We start from the raw sequence: 19,025 nt of genomic DNA on the forward strand, positions 1-19,025 counted from the left end.
CTATCAAAACACCAAATAAAAAAGTGTGAAAAGTGGGAAAAGTAGGAGAAATAGATAATTGATCTCAGTGTTTACTATCAGGCTAATATAATATAACTTAGTTTATTAGAATTTCTATAGATTTTAAGAAAAAATGAAATGAAAGTGCATCAAAAATTGCTATGTTAAATTCCAGTTTCAGTATGTAAATAGAAAAAATTGTTGCTTGTGACACTCATTAATAATAAATACTTGGAACAGCAATGTATAAAACTAAACGCACACGAGGAGTTGTACTAACATCCACAGGAATTAAACGGTTGCAATCAGCAATTCTTTCTGTGGAGATAGTAGAAAATAAAGGCGAACACTTGAGTTTAGAAGAAATAAGTTCGCGCATTCATGTTTCTAGTAGAACTTTGAGTAAATTATGGTCTTTAAGTGAAAGTGTAGATCAAAAAACTATAAAACTCTGCTTTAGCGCTTTTAATCTAGAATTACATAGCGAAGACTACACCATAGTCAACAAAGCAAATGAGACTGAAACATCTGAGTTATTGTCTATTGCAAATATAGAAGAAAATTTATCTCAACGTTCTAAATTAACCTCATTTGTCGAAGAACATCACACACAAACTGAACAGATAGAAAATCTTTGGTCATACCCGGATGGCCCCGTACCTTTAGATTCTCACTTTTATATTGAACGTCCTCCACTAGAGAGAAAGGTTTATCGAGAAGTAACTATTAGTGGCTGTGTGATTCGGATTAGATCCCCCAAACAGATGGGTAAAAGTTCTCTTGTGTTGCGGCTTTGTGCCTTTGCACAGAAACTTGGGTATCAGACTGTGAATCTGAATTGCAACCAATTCGATAGCGAGTGTTTAACTGATTTAAATAAACTGTTGCGTCGTCTTTGCTGGAAAATTGCAACTCAATTAGGTATTGACCCCAATCTTAAGGAAAAGTGGAATGAAGAAATTGGCTACAACTTGAGTAGCGGCTTCTATTTAGAAAACTATTTGCTCGAGCAATGTCAAGGCCCAGTGGTTTTAGTCTTGAATGAAATTGACCGTTTTTTTGAATATCCTCACATTTGTCACGAGTTTTTTGCTTTGTTGCGGTCATGGTGTGAGGAAGCACGACACAATCCCAACTGGCAAAAGCTGAGGTTAGTAATGGTTTACTCAACCGAAGACTATATCTCTATGGATATTAACCTTTCTCCTTTTAATATTGGCCTACCTATTCGTCTGAATGATTTTACTCAACCACAAGTAGAAGATTTAGCTAGGCGATATGGTTTAGACTCGTTTAAAGCTAAAGATTTTGCCAAACTGATGTCATTAGTGGGAGGACATCCAGCACTAATTCAGATTAGTTTGTACTATCTTAAGTCTCAAGAAATGAATCTGCAAGAAATAATAGAGGAAGCGATCGCCAATGGTGGCATCTACCGCGAGCATTTATGGCGACAGTTGATTAAACTGCAAGAAAATCCTAGACTGGCAAAGACTTATGCTGAAATTCTGGCAGCAAAGCAAGGTATTTCTCTTAATCCTATTGACACTTACAAGCTTGAAGGTTTGGGATTAATTCGCTTTGAGGGCGATCGCGTCTTACCCCGTTACGGACTCTACCAGTCGTATTTTGCAAAACAGCTATCGACAATTGTTGGATAGAGCAACTATTAGCTCATCAATTAATGCGTTTGAAGCCCAAAAAACTACCCCAATTAGGCAAGGGCTAGGGGCTATAAGTTTTATCCAGTCTGCTTTGTAACCTTTTCAGGAGTAATAGCTTGAGATAGCTTTGTTAATTTAACAGAGTTAGACGATTTTCGAGCCTAGAAACGCTAATCAAGTGAGAATTATTTTTTATTAAAATATAAAATTTTTATTAAATATCTCTTAACTTTCTTAACTTTCTTAAGTGTCCTCTTTTTGCTGTACCCGTAGTGTCCCCAGTGGCGGCGGGGTTTTTTGTTCCTGGTGAGGTGCGGCTACCCCACTGCAAAAACTTCCCAAAATTACATCACTAGTCCATAAACAACTTAAGCCTAAGAGTCGCTTTACAGTATTAAAAGCATCTTCAATTCGCCATCTTCGACTATTAAGGACTATTGTTATGCCCCGTTCTGCACCCTATCAACCTTTATTGTTGCGAATTCTTCACGGCTTAAGTGGAATTTTAGTTATAGCGGCAATTATTACCGGATTTCTAGTTTACAACACATACGATCGCCGATTTGGTAAAATACCATTTCCTCAAATCGCGGATATTCAGGGGATTCACGGCACTTTTGCTTTATTTTTCTTACTTCTTTTACCAGCTTTTGCTCTCTATAGCTTTCATGCTGGACAAAAGCGCTTGCTTCAATCTGATTCTTTGCGGCAACTAACCCAGGTTGGCAGGCCGATTTGGTGGGTTAGCTTGCAACGTCTGGCAAATACTCTCATGCTCATCGCCGCTGTTTTGGCTGTTAATTCTGGCAGGATGATGAAGGAAGAGTGGCTCCCCACAATGCAGCTACATCATATTTGGTACTCTCTCCACCTTTGCGCCTGGGTTGTCATGGTTTGCTGTGTGGCAATTCATGTTTTGATGTCTACCAAGGTGGGTGGTGCGCCGTTGTTACTCTCCATTTTTTCATGGAAGTTTCGCCCAGAAGATAGTCCTGTTAAATGGTCTAGTCGTTTTCGTAGTTGGTTGAGTAATTCCGCTAACTTCGGTGCGCTAAAAAATAATTTTATGCAAAACAATTTTTCCCTCAGAATTATTGAGGTGATTGTGTTGTGTGGAATCTTGACAGCATTTATCTTACCTGTATTTTTTCCCGGTAGTGAGTCATAGTTAATTCGCTGTTGCTAGTTTGCCGTTGTTGGTATTGCAAACTTATTAAGATAAAACTACGTATCCGTAATATCTCCTACTGAATTTTCTCCTAAGTTTATGTTGCATTTTCATAAAAACCTGTTACATTACTTTACAGGCAGTGATAACTGTTACAACACAAAAAAGCTCGGAGTATTATTTATGGTAGACGTTAAGAAGACTACGCCTTCGGTTTCAGAAGATCCTAATGCTTTGCGCTGGGGCTTCACTCCTCAGAGCGAAAACTGGAACGGTCGTTTTGCAATGATTGGTTTTATATCTGCTGTTGCGCTTGAAGTGTTTTCTGGTCAAGGGATTTTACACTTCTGGGGCATTTTATAGATTTAAACGTTTTTACCTTCATTAGATAATTAAGCTAGGCAGCGATTCATAAAATCGTCTGCCTTTGCTTTACCAGAGAATTCTCTTACCGTGATGAGCGAAATATTACACGCCCTGGGGATTCTTCCTGATTAATTCGTGCATATACTCGAAGACAAGTTAAGACTTCGCCAGGAATACCACCACAGTCTAGTTGTAGGTCATCCTTAGATAAAGCACATATATCTGCGTAAAGTCCCGATAATTGGCGAATTCGCACTTCGTTACCTGCATTAATGGCTTGATCGGTGACTTTCTTCAGAATACGTCGTGATTCGTGTTGCAACTTTCCCCACCAAGAATAGCGTTCAGCTGGTGGTACGAATATTAGGGAATGTATCGCTTCGTCCATGTCAATCCAGGCACGCAGATTTAATAGAGAGTCGGTATTTTCCTCCGCTTTAAGGGTGCGTTGGAAGCGATCGCTCAAAGCTTCAATATATTGATGTCGCTGTTCTGGTTTGGAGTGTAAAGAAATGACATCAAAGCTAAAAACGCTTTTTAAAGCATGATGTAAATCTGGATCGATTTCAATAAATTTTATATATAAATGTAGGAATCCCGCTAATAAATCAGATATATTACCTTGGGGAATTTGAGAATTTAAAAGTGCTTGTTGAGATAAGCTCAATCCCTGAGTTTGAACAGTGCCACTCAGTCCGGGGTAGATAATTTCATCGCGGATAAAGGGAAGTTGATAGAGATTAGAATTATCTGCGATCGCACCAACTTGTTCAGCCAGATCCAAAGTGCGCTGTTGCCAAGATGCCGCTAAATCTTCTGGTACTCGCAGCAGTTTGCCTTGAATTTCATTCCACAAATCAGAATCTGTTTGGCTTTGGAGTTGAGAATTACCCAGATAATAACTAAGTTCTGAGTCAGAATTAAAAGCTTCTTGGAGGTGACAGAGTTTTAACTCATTTGGCGCATCTTCCCAACCAGTATTTTGCTGTGGCGGTGCAGGTTGCAACAGGTAATGAAGTTCTTGCAGCACCTCATCGCATACCTTAGCTCCTGGATCTAGTGGTAATTCTACGCGAGCCTGATTTAGAGTAGTCTTTAGCCCATACAAACCAAACCGCAGTAATTGAGCTAACTCTGAATTTTCTATCTCTAATAATTGACGCAAGTGCTGCATGAATCTCACCTCCAAATATTACTTGTATGTGATTCGTAGCGAATTAAACTTGGCAAGCCTCTGCGTACCTTTGCGTTTACTCCGCGTCCCTACCCTACAGGAAGGCGAAGCGCCTATGCGTTTAAAAATCTTAATTTTTTCAACGCAGAGGTTTAATGCAAGAGTTAATGTATACCGCAAAATGGATCGCGTTCTTTATCAACTTCATTAGGCTGCAATTCTAATTCAGCACGATAAACACATCCTTCTTCCTTCAAACATTCTTGATTTTGTGATGTCCAGTAAGGCACTTCACCAGCGTGCATCCGCAGAATGCCTTGATCGTCTAGAGTTACACGATATTGACAAGGGTAATCTGTTGTCACATCTGGTTTGCTGAGTGCGCCAATTCTTATCCATTTTTTACTGTTGGTTTCCGCATCTGTTTGGTAAATATAGAAAGTGTGTTGGCCAGTTTGCGGGAAGGGAGGTAAGGGATTACTAATTAACCCCATTCCTGGTTGCGTCGCGCCATCGCGTAGATAGTGAAATTTTTGAAACAAATTACTACCATCATTTCCTACTTCAAATACAAGATGATAAGCATCTGGTTGATCTACAGTTGCAGACTCAAGAACATTGATGGCAATATCACCATCATTTAAATCTTTGTTGAAGCCTTCCACAGCAATATTCCAGTCCAATTTACCATCAGCAAATAGTGATGATTTTTCGGAAACCACTGATTCTAAATCAATACCAGGAATATCAATTAAATAATGGGGATTTCCTTGACACAGCAACACACTAAATTCAAGAGTTTGGTCAATCTCAAACTGAACTTTTATTTTTTTCAGAAACTCAGCTTCTTGCATTCCCAGTTTATTCATGAGGTTTTTGCCGTCGAAGCTACCCCATAGTCGTAAATCTCCATCCTCGTAGTCTTGACGGTAAATAATATTAGTTAATTGGATGCCTTGCCATGTAGTACGTACCTTGGCAACACTTTCCCAAGGTGCTAGTTGATAGAGTTCTTGTCCAGCCTTGAATATGGTGAGTAAATCGTTGCTTTGGGTTTTGCGTTTGAAGTTGCAGGGCAAATAATAAAACAGATTTTTAACATCGATTTCTAACTGGTTGGCTCCCTTACGCAACAAGGTTTTAGACTCTTCTGGATCGAATCTCAATCTTCGTAACTTTTCGGCATAACAAGCACCTGCTGAGGTTGCTAACTTAGTAAATTCCAGCACAAAAGTAATCCGTTCTGGATTCCAGACAAAATATGGAGACTTACTAAATTCTTGGTAGATTTGGCGCTGTACTATGTCTAAATTACAAGTTTTACCAGACAAAATTAACCAATCAACTTTTGGGGAATTCCAAGAATCTTTGGCGAGATCATCGGGACGCAAACGACTTTCCATTAATCCTTTGGCAATGCCGATCGCTTCTTTAATTCCCGAAGCGGCGGCTCGTTCAAATTGCTGGTTGTCTAGGGTGACACTGATACTATTGGGATCTTTGACTTGGAATTTTACGGCGCTTTGGGTGAGCAGTTCGGAAATTTGTTGCTCAGAAAGTGTGAAGGTTAATAGAGAGTTTTCGGCTAGTGGTTTTTGCCCAAGTTTAAGTTTAGCTGCTTCTGCATGATCCCAGAGAATATAAAAAGATTGTAGGCGTTGAGGTGCTTGTTGCCACCGGGTAGGCAACACTTTCTCGGCAGTATCTAAGGCATCTTTGTAAGCAATATCACCTTCTGGATTCTCTCTATCTATACATTTTAAAAGACTGCCAGTTTTGAATTTACCTTGTTCTAAGAAGCGCTCGTTTAACTCGGAGTTAATTAAATCTTCTAACTTTTCATTTTCTAGATTACCTGTTGTTACTGCTGTCAATAGAAAGTCTGCGATCGCAACTTTTAATAATCTAAAAATTCGCAGCGTAAGTAACTCACCACCTAACTGTAAATGACCAGATGAACCTAATAGTTTAGGAGTGAGTTTATAGTAACGTCCTCCTAAACCTCGGTCTTCATAATCAGCAAAAGTAGGAGTTTTATCTTCTAAAGTCAGTTCAATTAAAGCTAAGTCTGTAGTTCCGCCGCCAATATCCAAAACAAGAACATTTTGTGACCATTTGTTTCCTACTTGGCGACAACGGGTTTTAAATGATTCAATACCAATGTTGAGATTACCACCAAATTCTCGCCATAAAAAGAATATTGCCACAGAAACGGCTTCATCATAAGCAGTTTGCACATCATCGATGCCCAACTGCTCAACCAGTTCTCTAACTTCCTTGCGAACAACTGGTGGTGCGACTGTTGGGTAAGTGACAACTGCTGTTAAAAATTCTCCCTCAGAAAACCTGCGTCGTGCGCGTTGGCGATAATCTTCAGTTAACTCGATTAAATGCGCCCAAGCAGATTGAATTAGTTGGTTGGCGGTAATTGTTTCTTCTTCACCATCCAAAATAACTGAAAACGATCGCTCCTGACCAAAATAGCGTTTGGGTGAATGGTGAAATCTGCTGATAATTTCTTTTAAAGAACTGCTTGTACCTTGAGCGATCGCTTTTTTTCGGTTATCTCTAGCTTCCCTTCCCATCCGCAATTTTAAGTCGCCTAAGTGCGAAATTTCCGACTCGCTAGGAATTTCCGTATCGCGGCGATCGATATCCAGCACAACTGGAATCAGATTTTGCGACTCTAGGGTAGGGACGCGGAACACCTCATGATAGATTTGGTAAAGTTTTTTGCTGACAGCACGCCGAAATCTCTCGCTGTTTCCTAAAGAAAGCTCAATTTGGCGAATTGCTTCCAAAAATCGCTCTTTATTGTCACTTTCAAAGACTTCACTCAATCGGCTGGGTTCTATCTCCAGGTTTTTGCTAATTTCTACAATAAACTTTTCCCAATCATCAGTGCTGACATCTGGTAAAGCTACTGAGGCGGGAGAACTTAGCCATTCTGATAAGCGATCGCGCAGTCGCATTTCTTGTTCTTTGGGTAAAATTTCTGCGATCGGTACTTCTATTGGATCGAAGAGTGTAACTGTCGAATTCGATGTACCAAAATCTAAAGCAAACCACCCAGGAAATCTTTTTTGTTGTTTTTCGCTTGGTTCTTGCTCGCTATATTTGTTGAGTTGAAAAGGGTTCATTATAGTATCACTTTACTGTTGTTTGTTTTATAGCTGGCTAAAAACTGTAATGTTGTATCATAAAATTACAAATTTAGAGAATCTTTGGTTTTGTACCACTGATTCTCTTTAGCACTGGCTTTTTTATTTGGCACGATATCTACGCCTACGCTTTTATATGGAAGGATGTAGGCGTAGCCCAAACTAGGCATTGCTATGAAAATTGCAGCAGTTACTGAGTTGATGTTGAAGATTCTTGCTCATTTGCAAGTCTTACTTGTTCGACTTGTTCGATAGTTAAATCAAGTAACTGGGCAACCTCTTCTATTGAAATACCATAAGCTAAGAACCGAGGTATAAGCTCAAGTTTTGCTTGTTCTCGTCCTTCTTCTAGTGCTTGTTTTAGTCCTTCTTCTTTAGCTTCTCGATAAAGCCTAGTTTCTTGTAACTTAATTTCAAACATCACCTCTACCTCTTCACTATTTAAGTTTGCAAATTTATAACCAGTAATTGTTGTGATTACTCAGCTGCAAACCTTACTTGTTCGATGGTTAAATTAAGTAATTGGGCAACCTCTTCTATCGACATACCACGAGCTAAGAACTGAGGTACAAGTTCAAGTTTTGCTAGTTCTCGTCCTTGTTGTAGTCCTAGTTCTAATCCTTGTTCTCGCCCTTGTTGTATTCCTAGTTCTAATCCTTGTTCCATCCCCTCTTGTTTAGCTTCTTGATAAACTCTAGTTTCTTCTAACTTAACTCCTAACATTGCCTCTACCTCTTCACGACTTAACTTGGCAAATTTATAAACTGCAATCGTTGTGATTACATCTATTATCTCCTCCTTCGCTAAGACAGTTATCTGTTCTTGTTGCACCCGCTCAATTAAACGTTTCGCTTCTTGCACCATTTGAGTCTCTGAGGCAATAGTCAACTGCATCAAACTGATACCTATTCTTTGCTCATCAGGACTACCTAACTCATCTAAATAAATCCGTTGTACTTGGGAACTGTTCAGTAGTGATCTATGGATAGTAGTGTTTTCCGGTTCCAAGCTGCGAGACTGTAAAATAATTACTCCGTACCAGTCATCGTAAAGCGATGGGTTACGATACATATACAGCATGGATTCGGAGAAAAACCGATGGTACAGTAACTCATCCTTTTGGAATTGTACCTCAGCAAAAAATATCATTTGAGATGTTGCATCAGTTGGAGGTAAAAATACCCCATCAATCCGAAATGTTGGTTCTTTAACTTCAACTGATTCAAAACGATAGCTAGCAGCTTCGGCTGGTGGTTGTTCTACTAACTCGAAAAACAATCCTGGAACACGCTTGAAAATTGCATAAAAAATCGCATCTCGTCTCACAAATACATCCTCATAACTGTAGCGATCGCAATCAGTGATTTTCTCAGTTAGCTTATCTCAAATCATCTAAGTAAGAAACAGCAGCAAGTTCTGAAATAATCTGCAACCAAGTAGGAATTGCGATCTCAGATGGCAATTCTCCAGCCGCCAGATATCTCAGCAAAGTTTCTTTTTTTGAAAGGTTTTGTAAACTAGGAATAATTTGATCCAAAATGCCTTCTAGTTCGGAATTTATTTGCTGATTAACTTCGCTAACATACTGCACAAGATGGAGGCTGGCACTAGCAGTAATTTCATCTCGCAGTCGCAGTACTAAAAGTTGGTGATTACTCGATCTCGGTAAACCTTGGCTTTTCTCTGGCGCCCAATCAAAAATTTGACCAACGTTGTGTTTATCGTCCTGACGTGCTAAAGGAAAAATAATTTCAGGTGCAACAGTTTTGTCTTTACTACTAATTTCCGCGATGATTGCTTCTTTCCATTCGTTAGGATCGCATCCTAGCAATAGTTTGTAAAAGAGATCGGCATCTTCAAAACCGAATTTTTCTTCGATTTCTTGTTCCATTTCTGGGTGGAAAAATGCCTGCAATTGTTCGCGTTCTGGGGCTACATGATTTGATAATTGGTTCAACAAATCCATTACTGCTTGATGAATGCGATCGCGGGCAAAATCTTCTACTTCTTTAACGGTTTTCTCAAATACTGGATAAAAATCATCGCTTTTAGTTGGAAGAGAAGTATTTACGCGGTTTCCCCGATCAAATAATTTCCCGGCTGCACCTTTAGATTCTGCCAGAGCGATCGCTCCATTATTGGCTTTGTTGAAGAGTAAAGTCCACTGGTTCCAATTGAGGATTCTAAAGGTGAGTTCGTCTTTAACTACATCACTAACGACAACACCGCGCCGATCTTTGAGTGGTTCTTTGCCTATATCTTTTTGAAAATTTCTGTAGATTTTATCTAAGCTTTCGACCACAAAGCGCAACTCAAGAAAAGCGGGGCTATCCCCTGTGGGAATCCCTTGCTCGTGAATTTCATCTATGATGTCTTTCAAGTGATCTTGTTGCTGACTTACCACATCAGCCGATCTCCGAGTATCTTCATACAGCTGCTTCAAACCATGAGTAGCTACGTGGGTTTGAATCAATTCCCGCAGCTTACTAAGTCCCCCATCTTGACCAAAGTAACCTAACTGTTTGCCTAAAGAACTGCGGGGATCAGATTCTAGCAGCCGTTCACTTAATTGCTGCCATTTTTCTTGTAGGCGTTTAGACCGATCTAAATAATCAGGATAGTCTAAGTTAGCTAAAAACTCTGTTGAGCCAGCTTTCACTTTACTAGAACGTTTTGCTAATTCAGCTAGTCCCAACAGTGGCGACAGTAAAACGATACGGTCTTTTTGGGTTGTAAACGCTTCTGCACCGTCAATGGTAGTTTGCAAAACTTTGAGCTTTTGGAAAACGGTTTCCTGTTGTAAATGGCTATCTTCAATCAGTTGATCAAGTTCTCTTTCGCCGCCTTCGCTATCTAGAGGTAGTTGATCGAAACGACCTACAGCTACGAGAATTAAATCTTTTAGGTCTTGTCCCGGTCGCTGTTGCTGCATCATGGTAAAGATTTTGTTGGCGCGATCGCTCCCAGGAGATTTACCATTTAGCAATACCAAAATTGTCTGTACTTCTGCCAATTCTCGCAATGACAAAAAGGTATCCCTAGCCCCAGAATTAGAAGCCCCCAACCCCGGAAAGTCGATGAGAATAAATTTTGCTGCACCTGCAAAATCCCAAATTTCCCGTGAGATTTTCACATCGATATCTACACGGCGGATAAGTGGGAAACTGTTTTGCAATAACTTTGTTGGTAGCCTCTGGGGTGGACTTGGTAATCGGATGTGCGCTGGAGGTAAATCCTCAAATTTCAGAGTTTGGATTGCCATTGGCTGCTCGACTAGCTGTAGCCCTTCACGGGCAGTGATACCATCAATCTGGTAGTGCCCGCCACACATAACTTCCCCATAAGCTTGATAAGCCCGCAGGAACAATACCAACTCCCGGAGTAAATAACGTAGCTCTAAATTGTTACTACTATTCCATGCTTCTTCACACCAGCCAATAATATCTGTGCCAGAGTTGAGTTTCGATACTGGTATCGGAGGAAGCCCTGCTGCTGTTGTCCGTTTATTGGCTTCCCCTAACATGAAGCGTAGACACTCATGTACACCTTCATGAGAAAGATACTCTACCGTAAAATTGCTTAATTGTGTAGTGGCAAAGTCATCTTGCGGTATGATGTGTATGGCGGTAACATTACCCGTAGTGGGGTTTTCGCTGACTGGCAAAGCATCTGCATATCCAATTAGACTGCCTAAAAGTAAAGTTTTCCCACTACTGAATTCCCCCATCACGCCAATTTTCACAGGCGAAGTTGCCAGGTCTACAGTTTTCTGGGCGGCTGACCGCAGACGAAGAAGACAGTCATCTAGACTAGCTGGAACCCAATCTTCTTGTTTTGAAGGGTGCTGGGGCACAGAATCTATCTTTCGGAGGATGAATTCGCCGTACTCCTTAAAACGGCCCAGTTTATCTGGTTCCATAAAGTAGTTTCCGCCTAACATTAATTTCTGTGAGCTTTATAACATATAAAATGCGATTACCAGCCATTGTTACAACGTGTTGATATCACATTTAGCATTTCTCTCATTTAATTTGTAATTTTGGTATGATGCGTTTTGAACAATCAAAGTTCGTAGTAAAGACTTTAGTCTTTATTTTTTAAGTACTAAAGTCCTTACTACAAACTCTTAAAATTATCTTGACAAAATACTAGTCGCCAGCATTCTAATTCATCCTGAATTCTTCTTGATGAAAAATCAATATTTATTTGATATGAAATTAGAGATTATTGTGAAGTTATTATAAAGATGCAAGTGGTTAACAAAGAATTATATGGTTTCCGTGAAGCTACAGCAGTTTTCGATCAAACCCACCACAAAATAAATCCTAAAACAAAGCCCAGTATTGCTTTCAGTACTTTTATCTGTGGCACGTTTGATTGCAATTTGCTGTAAATCGGGTTTGTGAGCAATGCAATTACATAGCTAAGATTAATTAGCGGTTTTCGTTTGCATACAACCTCTTTACTGAAAGGGAGAGGCTTTGAATCTTACTTCCCAACACAACAAGGTTTGGGGCTGTTCTTGTTAGGTCTCTATTTCACTCAACCCAGAAGCGGTAATTTATCGATAATTTGAATAAGAAATAAATAGGACTTACGCAAAAACTCTCTCAAACTCTTATTACTTTATGTCCTTTGTGTCCTTCTCTAACGAGACGCTGCGCGATTGCGGTTCGTTTTTTTATAATTTTGCGTAAGTCCTGATAAAGTTAAAAAACTTCTTCGACACATAAATAGCTTAAATTTTATCAGGAAATGCTGGAGTTTATCTTAATGATAACTTCAGCATTTTTACAATTTATTTACAGAAAAAGAGGAATTATTGCAAATATAAAAATAAATAAAGTATTAAGATAAATACTATATCACAATGAAGATGATATCCATTTATTAACAAATTCTATTTTCCGACTATTACCTTAATTATTTAGGCAGAGCAGGCAGGCAAAAGTGTTTTCTAAAAAGGTGCAGAGCTACATCAACCAAATCATAGTTAAAGAGGAAGAAATACAACAGGGTGGAAAAGGATTTTTCCAGTCGGCAAATACTACTTCTGTGATGATTTGGATGTCTGGATGCAATGCACTTTACTGTTATTTCAATTCCCATTGGCTGGAATTTACTGGAACATATGTAACAAAAGGCGCGTCTGCATCTGCGCGAGAAGACGAGATAGGCAATATCTGGACTTGTAGCGTCCATCCAGAAGATAGACAGCGATGTCAAGATATATACCAGAAAGCATTTGCTGGGCATGATTCCTTCCAGAGGCAATATCGCCTGCGTCGGGCTGATGGCGAATATCACTGGATTTTAGATACAGCAGCGCCACGATTTGCCGCAGATGGTAGTTTTGTTGGTTACATCGGTTATTGTCTGGATCTAACAAAAGTGCCGATAGCGGTAAGCCAACCTGTGCTAACAGAAAGCTACTCTACATCGCCAAATTCCTCTCACCACCTACGTAAAATTACAGGAAGGCAAAAAGTACTAAAGCAACTGCAAGCTGAAACTGGAAAACGCCAAGCAGCTGAAGCGCAGTTACGCCAAAAAACATCAGAATTTGCAGCGATTTTAAAAGTGCTTCCTGATTTGTACTTTCGTATTGATGCTGAGGGAACGATTCTGGATTACAAGCAAGGATTGATAGAGAGTCTTTCTATTCTACCAGGAGATTGTCAGGGCAAGAGTTTGCGAGAATGTCTACCGGCTGCTTTAGGCGATCGCTTCTACCAAGCAATAACTCAAGTACTTGAAACTCAATATGAAGTCAGTTTTGAATATACCTTATCGCTACCAGAAGAAAACAATAATTTTGCAGCTAGGTTATTACCATTACCAGAACAGCAAATCATAGTTCTTGTCCGTGACGCCAGTGAAGACATCCAAGCAGCCTTAGTAGAAAGCGATGCCAAGTTCCGCAGCATTGTGGAAAACGCCAATAACATTATTTTTGCGCTGACGCTTGAAGGAATATTTTCTTACGTTTCTCCTAACTGGACTGAAATTTTTGGGCATGAGGTTACAGAGGTTGAAGGGCAATCTTTTATTCCCTTTATACATCCTGAAGATGTGCATATTTGTGCCAATTATTTTCAAAGAATTTTGACAACAGGCGAGAAACAAAAAGCAATTGAATATCGAGTCAAACACAAAAATGGTACTTGGCGATGGCATACAAGCAACTCATCTGCTATTAGAGACACTAATGGCAATGTTTTGTACTTCGTTGGTATTTGCTATGACACGACTGATCGCAAAGAAGCAGAAGTAGCTTTAGCAGAACGAGCGCGTTTAGCAAATTTTCGTGCTGATGTAGACGCGGCCCTTACCCAGACTGACAGCTTACAGAACATGATGCGCCGTTGCACTGACGCTTTAGTTGAACATCTTGATGCAGCTTTTGCTCGCATCTGGATACTGAACGAACAAGACAATGTACTTGAGTTGCAAGTCAGTTCTGGGATGTACACTCATATCAATGGTTCCCATAAACGTGTGCCAGTTGGTCAATTCAAAATTGGTTTGATTGCTGAAGAAGGCAAACCCCACTTAACTAACTCTGTGCAGACAGATGCCCTCGTCGGTAACAAAGAGTGGGCAAAAGAACAAGGTATGGTCGCCTTCGCTGGCTATCCCTTGATTGTCGAAGATGAAACTGTAGGGGTGATAGCCATGTTTGCCCGCCAAACTATTACAGAATCAACTTTCACAGCACTGGAATTTGCTGCTCAAGAAATTGCCATTGGCATCAAACGCAAGCTAGGAGAAATTGCACTCAGAGAAAGCGCCCAGCGAGAAGCATTACTCAATCGTCTTTCTAATCAGATTCGAGCTTCTTTGGATCTCAATTACATTGTGGAAACCGCAGTGCAGGAGATTCACAAATTATTTCAGATCGATCGCTGCGCCTTCTTTTGGTATCGGCAAGACGTTGATATACCCTACTGGGAAAAAGTATATGAGACGAAAAGTTCCTTTTTCCCCTGTTTTCTTAACCAACAAGAAGCAACTAATGCAGAAATCGAACTAATTGCAGCTAAAACCTTGAACGCAGAAATCATTCGCATTGATGATGCTGGGACTGTGGAAGATTCTGTAGCACAGCAGTTTTTGCAGGGTTTTGGTTTTACTGCTTTTATGTCGCTGCCCGTACACACACAATCGGGCGAAATTGGCACATTTAGTTGTGCTTATTCTAGTGGCATTCGGTCTTGGCTGAACAACGAAGTAGAATTACTGCAAGCAGTTACAGTTCAAATAGCGATCGCTATTGACCAAGCTAAACTTTACACCCAAAGTCGCATTGCTGCTCAAACCGCCCAAGATAAAGCCCAGCAACTAGAAGCGGCGCTGCGAGAACTTCAACTCACTCAAGCGCAACTGATTCAAACTGAAAAAATGTCTAGTTTAGGACAATTGGTTGCAGGTATTGCCCACGAAATCAATAATCCTGTCAATTTTATTTATGGCAATATTACCCACGCCCGTGAATATACCAAGGATTTGCTGCACCTAGTAGAACTTTATCAACAAAATAACTACCCACTAACACCAGAGATTGATCAACATATCGACGACATTGATTTAGACTTTCTCAAACAAGATTTACCCAAAATCCTAGATTCTATGAACATGGGAGCCGAACGCATTCGGCAGATTGTCCTATCTTTACGCAATTTTTCTCGCCTTGATGAAGACGGTGCAAAGGCAGTAGATATTCATGAAGGTATCGATAGCAGCTTACTGCTGTTACAAAATCGCCTCAAAGCCAAACCCGGACATCCTGAAATTCAAATAATTCGAGACTACGGCAACCTACCACCAGTAATGTGTCACGCTGGACAGATGAATCAGGTGTTTATGAATCTGTTGACAAATGCGATCGATTTTTTAGAAGAGTCATATTCTGCGGGAAGGCGAGGCGCCTATGTCATTAGTCACTTGTCATTAGTAAACAACACTGAACAAAGGACAAATGACCAAGGACAAATGACTTCTCCCCAGATTCGCATTCGCACCCTCATCCAAAAAGACCTTGTAATCATTAGCATTGCCGACAATGGCCCAGGCATGACTGAGGAAGTACACAAACGACTATTTGACCCATTCTTTACGACAAAACCTGTGGGTAAAGGCACGGGCATGGGGTTATCAATTAGCTACCAAATTGTTGTTCAAAAACACGGTGGGCAAATCCAGTGTATTTCAGCGCCAGGAGAAGGTGCCGAGTTTGTTGTCATGATTCCACTAAAGCAATAACCCTCAATGTAGATATTAGACATCTGTTGAAGAAGAATTCAGAAGTCAGAATTCAGGAGTCAGAATCAAGACGCGACGCTCGAATACTCGCTAACGCGGACTCGCTAACGCAACTCTTAGAGACGCTAAAAGCGAACGCTATCAGTCGGGGATTCAGACCGGCGCAGGAATTGAAGACCACCAAATTTTCAATTTGGTGAGGGTCTTAAACCCGATTATTCAGACGCGACGCTCGAATACTCGCTAACGCTACGCTATCGAGTACTCGCTCTAAGCGAAGCATCCCGAAGGGTATACGCTGTGCTATCCGCCAGTCGTACAGAATTCATTCTGTTAGCGGTAGCGGGGCGTTTAGCCCATTCTGACTCCTGACTCCTGAATTCTGTTCGGTAAAAATGAATGGAGAGACGTAGCAGTTCTACGTCTCTGCAACGATTCTGGATAACGCATATTTAACTGGAGACATAATTTTAACTTTAGCTTAATCAAAAATTAATCTATTGGTTGTTAACTAAGATTAATTTGCTTTTTGCTGCAACATTTTAACCCCCTCAATAACCTAAAATTTACAGCAATTGGGGGGATTATCTCTTTTAGTATAGGAAATTAGATTGAAAAAACGTTGTAATGATAGTACTATCTTGGCGTAGGCGTAGTCCAACCCAGGCGATGTCTACGACAGCTTGCACCTACGCACTTTAAAAAAATCCCTGAGTACAAATAAATATAGAAGGCTGGGATGATACAACCCCAAAGTCAAAATAGTATCACCTACACACGCGTTATCCACCTAAGTCATGTCATTGACGTAGATATTCCCCAATGGTCTGGAGATCCTACAGTCGAATTTGAAACTGTGGCTGAATTAAATAATGATGGCTATTACCTGCGGCGTTTCTCCTTGGGGGAACATAGCGCTACCCATATCAACGCCCCTAACAGTTTTCATAGTTCTGCCGTGGGAATTGACCAATACCCAGCCCAGTCCTTGGTTGTACCTGCGGTAGTCATAAATATCTGCCAAGCCACGGCGGTTAATCCTGATTATGCCCTGACTATTGCTGATGTTTTGGCTTGGGAAGAAGAATACGGTGAAATTTCTCCTGGTTGCGTAGTTATACTGAATACTGGTTGGCAAAAAAAGTGGTTGGATAAAAGTGCATTCCTCAATCACGATTCTCAAGGAATTGCCCACTTTCCAGGCTTTGGCAGCGATGCGGCTCAATTTTTACTGGATGAACGGCAAATCGCTGGGGTAGGAATTGATACTCATGGTGTAGACCCTGGACAGGATAACAGTTTTGCGATTAACCGCCTAGTTTTAGAACAACCGCGCATTGTGTTGGAAAATTTGACAAATTTGGATCAACTACCATCTAAAGGTACTACTCTTGCGATCGCACCTTTAAGATTACGTGGTGGTTCTGGTTCTCCTGTGGGGGTATTGGCATTAGTGCCTTAATTTTTATATCGATATTTGCTTCTTACCCCAATTTTGTAAACTTGAGGATAACCTAGAAAGCAAGCAAACTTAATACACAAGTTTCAGTGGATAATCAGCCGGAGATTTTCAAGATGACAACTCCGCTATCTTGCCGCAATTACATCAATGGGCAATGGTTGAGTGCTATAGGTGAAGCAACTCTCGAACGCCGCAACCCTGCTGACAAAACCGAAGTGGTTGCCACATTTCCCCGTTCGCAAGTTAATGATGTAGATACAGCAGTAGCCGCCGCCCGTAAAGCCTACCACAGTTGGCGCAAAGTCCCAGCCCCAGCCAGGGCAGAATACATCTTTCGCGTCGGGGAAATATTACTCCAGCATAAAGAAGAACTTGCCCAATTAATCAGTCGAGAAATGGGTAAACCCTTGACGGAAGCTAGGGGAGATGTCCAAGAAGGTATTGACTGCGCCTTTTACAGTGCTGGCGAAGGGCGGCGATTATTTGGGCAAACGACACCCTCGGAAATGTCCAACAAATTCGCCATGACTGTGCGGATGCCCATCGGAGTCTGTGCTTTAATTACTCCCTGGAATTTTCCTGTGGCAATTCCTTGCTGGAAAGCTATGCCAGCCTTGGTGTGTGGTAATACAGTTATTCTCAAACCTGCTGAAGATACTTCCGCCTGTGCCACTAAATTGATTGAAATTTTTCAACAAGCAGGTTTACCACCAGGAGTAATTAACTTGGTGCATGGTGTGGGAGAGGAGGCGGGAAAAGCTTTAGTTGAGCATCCCAATGTAGATTTAGTATCCTTTACTGGTTCTTCAGAAACGGGTGCTTTTGTCGGCGCTACTTGTGGACGCACTCACAAGCGTGTCTGTTTGGAAATGGGTGGTAAAAATGCTCAAGTGGTAATGGAAGATGCCGATTTAGAACTTGCTCTCGATGGTGCTGTGTGGGGAGCATTTGGGACAACTGGGCAACGGTGTACGGCTACCAGTCGGCTGATTTTGCATCGTGATATCAAAGAAAAGTTTACTGCGATGCTTTATGAGCGTACCAGTAAGTTACGCTTGGGTGCTGGCACTGACTCTGACACAGATATTGGCCCGATTGTCAATGAAAAGCAACTCCAACAGGTAAGCAAGTATTTGGATATCGCTCGTGAGGAAGGAGCAAAGGTTTTAATTGGTGGAGAAATTGCTAGTGAAGGCTCACTGAAAAACGGTTATTTCTTTCAACCAACTATTTTGGATGATGTAACTCCCGATATGCGCGTTGCCCGTGAAGAGATATTTGGGCCAGTGGTGGCATTAATTGAGGTTAGCTCCTTTGAGGATGCGATCGCAATTCTCAACGATAGCAATTATGGTCTTTCTTCTTCAGTTTACACCCGCGATATCAACCGGGCTTTTACTGCCATGCGCGACATCGAAGCAGGTATCACCTATATTAACGGCCCCACTATTGGTGCAGAGGTACACTTGCCCTTTGGTGGTGTGAAACAAACCGGTAACGGACACCGCGAAGCTGGAACTACTGCAATGGACGTTTTCACAGAGTGGAAAAGTGTCTATGTTGACTTCTCTGGAAGTTTGCAACGCGCTCAGATAGATAACCGCAGTTAATTATGGCGTTGCTGAATTAACGGATGATTCTTGTGGGGCGGGCCAAAAACGCGAAGCATCTCTAAAGATGCTTCGCGTTTATGTGCTAAAAAAGAGTAGTCAAAACGGTGTGCAGCTTCCCGAAATGTGTTGAGCAATGCCCAGGTTACTAGCTGAGG

12 protein-coding genes are annotated in these 19,025 nt (G+C 41.0%); 6 read left to right on the forward strand and 6 right to left on the reverse strand.

Annotated features, from left to right (window positions below):
• The first annotated feature begins 242 nt into the window (after positions 1-242).
• The 3 genes from ANSO36C_RS07000 (at position 243) to ANSO36C_RS07010 (ending at position 3,195) form a co-directional block, all read left to right on the forward strand.
• Positions 243-1,661, forward strand: coding sequence for an AAA-like domain-containing protein (locus ANSO36C_RS07000; protein WP_251958944.1), 1,419 nt, complete (start codon positions 243-245; stop codon positions 1,659-1,661).
• Positions 1,662-2,106: 445 nt separating this feature from the next.
• The gene (locus ANSO36C_RS07005; RefSeq protein ID WP_251958945.1) at positions 2,107-2,832 is read left to right on the forward strand and encodes a cytochrome b/b6 domain-containing protein; all 726 of its coding nucleotides are present in this window, start codon (positions 2,107-2,109) and stop codon (positions 2,830-2,832) included.
• 183 nt (positions 2,833-3,015) lie between these two features.
• Positions 3,016-3,195, forward strand: a complete 180-nt coding sequence (locus ANSO36C_RS07010) for a high light inducible protein (protein ID WP_251958946.1) — start codon at positions 3,016-3,018, stop codon at positions 3,193-3,195.
• Between the two features lie 85 nt (positions 3,196-3,280).
• Here the strand turns inward: ANSO36C_RS07010 and ANSO36C_RS07015 are convergent, their stop codons facing one another.
• The 6 genes from ANSO36C_RS07015 to ANSO36C_RS07035 form a co-directional block, all read right to left on the reverse strand.
• On the reverse strand, positions 3,281-4,372 hold the full coding sequence (locus ANSO36C_RS07015) for a hypothetical protein (RefSeq protein ID WP_251958947.1): 1,092 nt from the start codon (positions 4,370-4,372) through the stop codon (positions 3,281-3,283).
• 164 nt (positions 4,373-4,536) lie between these two features.
• On the reverse strand, positions 4,537-7,512 hold the full coding sequence (locus ANSO36C_RS07020) for an acetate and sugar kinases/Hsc70/actin family protein (protein WP_251958948.1): 2,976 nt from the start codon (positions 7,510-7,512) through the stop codon (positions 4,537-4,539).
• Positions 7,513-7,577: 65 nt separating this feature from the next.
• Positions 7,578-7,703, reverse strand: coding sequence for a hypothetical protein (locus ANSO36C_RS33835; RefSeq protein WP_267145359.1), 126 nt, complete (start codon positions 7,701-7,703; stop codon positions 7,578-7,580).
• A gap of 20 nt (positions 7,704-7,723) precedes the next feature.
• Positions 7,724-7,954 carry an aspartate aminotransferase gene (locus ANSO36C_RS07025; protein ID WP_251958949.1) on the reverse strand — a complete coding sequence of 77 codons (231 nt, stop codon included), beginning with the start codon at positions 7,952-7,954 and terminating at the stop codon, positions 7,724-7,726.
• Between the two features lie 56 nt (positions 7,955-8,010).
• Entirely contained in the window at positions 8,011-8,859 is an 849-nt protein-coding gene (locus tag ANSO36C_RS07030; RefSeq protein ID WP_251958950.1) for an Rpn family recombination-promoting nuclease/putative transposase, read from the reverse strand.
• A gap of 52 nt (positions 8,860-8,911) precedes the next feature.
• Entirely contained in the window at positions 8,912-11,452 is a 2,541-nt protein-coding gene (locus ANSO36C_RS07035; protein ID WP_251958951.1) for a dynamin family protein, read from the reverse strand.
• Positions 11,453-12,483: 1,031 nt separating this feature from the next.
• Here ANSO36C_RS07035 and ANSO36C_RS07040 point away from each other — a divergent pair.
• The 3 genes from ANSO36C_RS07040 (at position 12,484) to ANSO36C_RS07050 (ending at position 18,867) form a co-directional block, all read left to right on the forward strand.
• On the forward strand, positions 12,484-15,795 hold the full coding sequence (locus ANSO36C_RS07040) for a PAS domain-containing protein (protein WP_251958952.1): 3,312 nt from the start codon (positions 12,484-12,486) through the stop codon (positions 15,793-15,795).
• A 739-nt stretch (positions 15,796-16,534) separates the two neighbouring features.
• Positions 16,535-17,257, forward strand: a complete 723-nt coding sequence (locus ANSO36C_RS07045) for a cyclase family protein (protein WP_251958953.1) — start codon at positions 16,535-16,537, stop codon at positions 17,255-17,257.
• A 113-nt stretch (positions 17,258-17,370) separates the two neighbouring features.
• The gene (locus tag ANSO36C_RS07050; protein WP_251958954.1) at positions 17,371-18,867 is read left to right on the forward strand and encodes an aldehyde dehydrogenase family protein; all 1,497 of its coding nucleotides are present in this window, start codon (positions 17,371-17,373) and stop codon (positions 18,865-18,867) included.
• The last annotated feature ends 158 nt before the right edge of the window (positions 18,868-19,025 follow it).

The sequence above is a fragment of the Nostoc cf. commune SO-36 genome (assembly GCF_023734775.1).
GTDB lineage: Bacteria > Cyanobacteriota > Cyanobacteriia > Cyanobacteriales > Nostocaceae > Nostoc > Nostoc commune_A.

Excerpts from the sequence above, each read along its gene's own strand:
- ANSO36C_RS07000 (WP_251958944.1), top strand. The coding sequence starts at position 243 with ATGTATAAAACTAAACGCACACGAGGAGTTGTACTAACATCCACAGGA.
- ANSO36C_RS07005 (WP_251958945.1), top strand. The coding sequence starts at position 2,107 with ATGCCCCGTTCTGCACCCTATCAACCTTTATTGTTGCGAATTCTTCAC.
- ANSO36C_RS07010 (WP_251958946.1), top strand. The coding sequence starts at position 3,016 with ATGGTAGACGTTAAGAAGACTACGCCTTCGGTTTCAGAAGATCCTAAT.
- ANSO36C_RS07015 (WP_251958947.1), bottom strand. The coding sequence starts at position 4,372 with ATGCAGCACTTGCGTCAATTATTAGAGATAGAAAATTCAGAGTTAGCT.
- ANSO36C_RS07020 (WP_251958948.1), bottom strand. The coding sequence starts at position 7,512 with ATGAACCCTTTTCAACTCAACAAATATAGCGAGCAAGAACCAAGCGAA.
- ANSO36C_RS33835 (WP_267145359.1), bottom strand. The coding sequence starts at position 7,703 with ATGCCTAGTTTGGGCTACGCCTACATCCTTCCATATAAAAGCGTAGGC.
- ANSO36C_RS07025 (WP_251958949.1), bottom strand. The coding sequence starts at position 7,954 with ATGTTTGAAATTAAGTTACAAGAAACTAGGCTTTATCGAGAAGCTAAA.
- ANSO36C_RS07035 (WP_251958951.1), bottom strand. The coding sequence starts at position 11,452 with ATGGAACCAGATAAACTGGGCCGTTTTAAGGAGTACGGCGAATTCATC.
- ANSO36C_RS07045 (WP_251958953.1), top strand. The coding sequence starts at position 16,535 with ATGATACAACCCCAAAGTCAAAATAGTATCACCTACACACGCGTTATC.
- ANSO36C_RS07050 (WP_251958954.1), top strand. The coding sequence starts at position 17,371 with ATGACAACTCCGCTATCTTGCCGCAATTACATCAATGGGCAATGGTTG.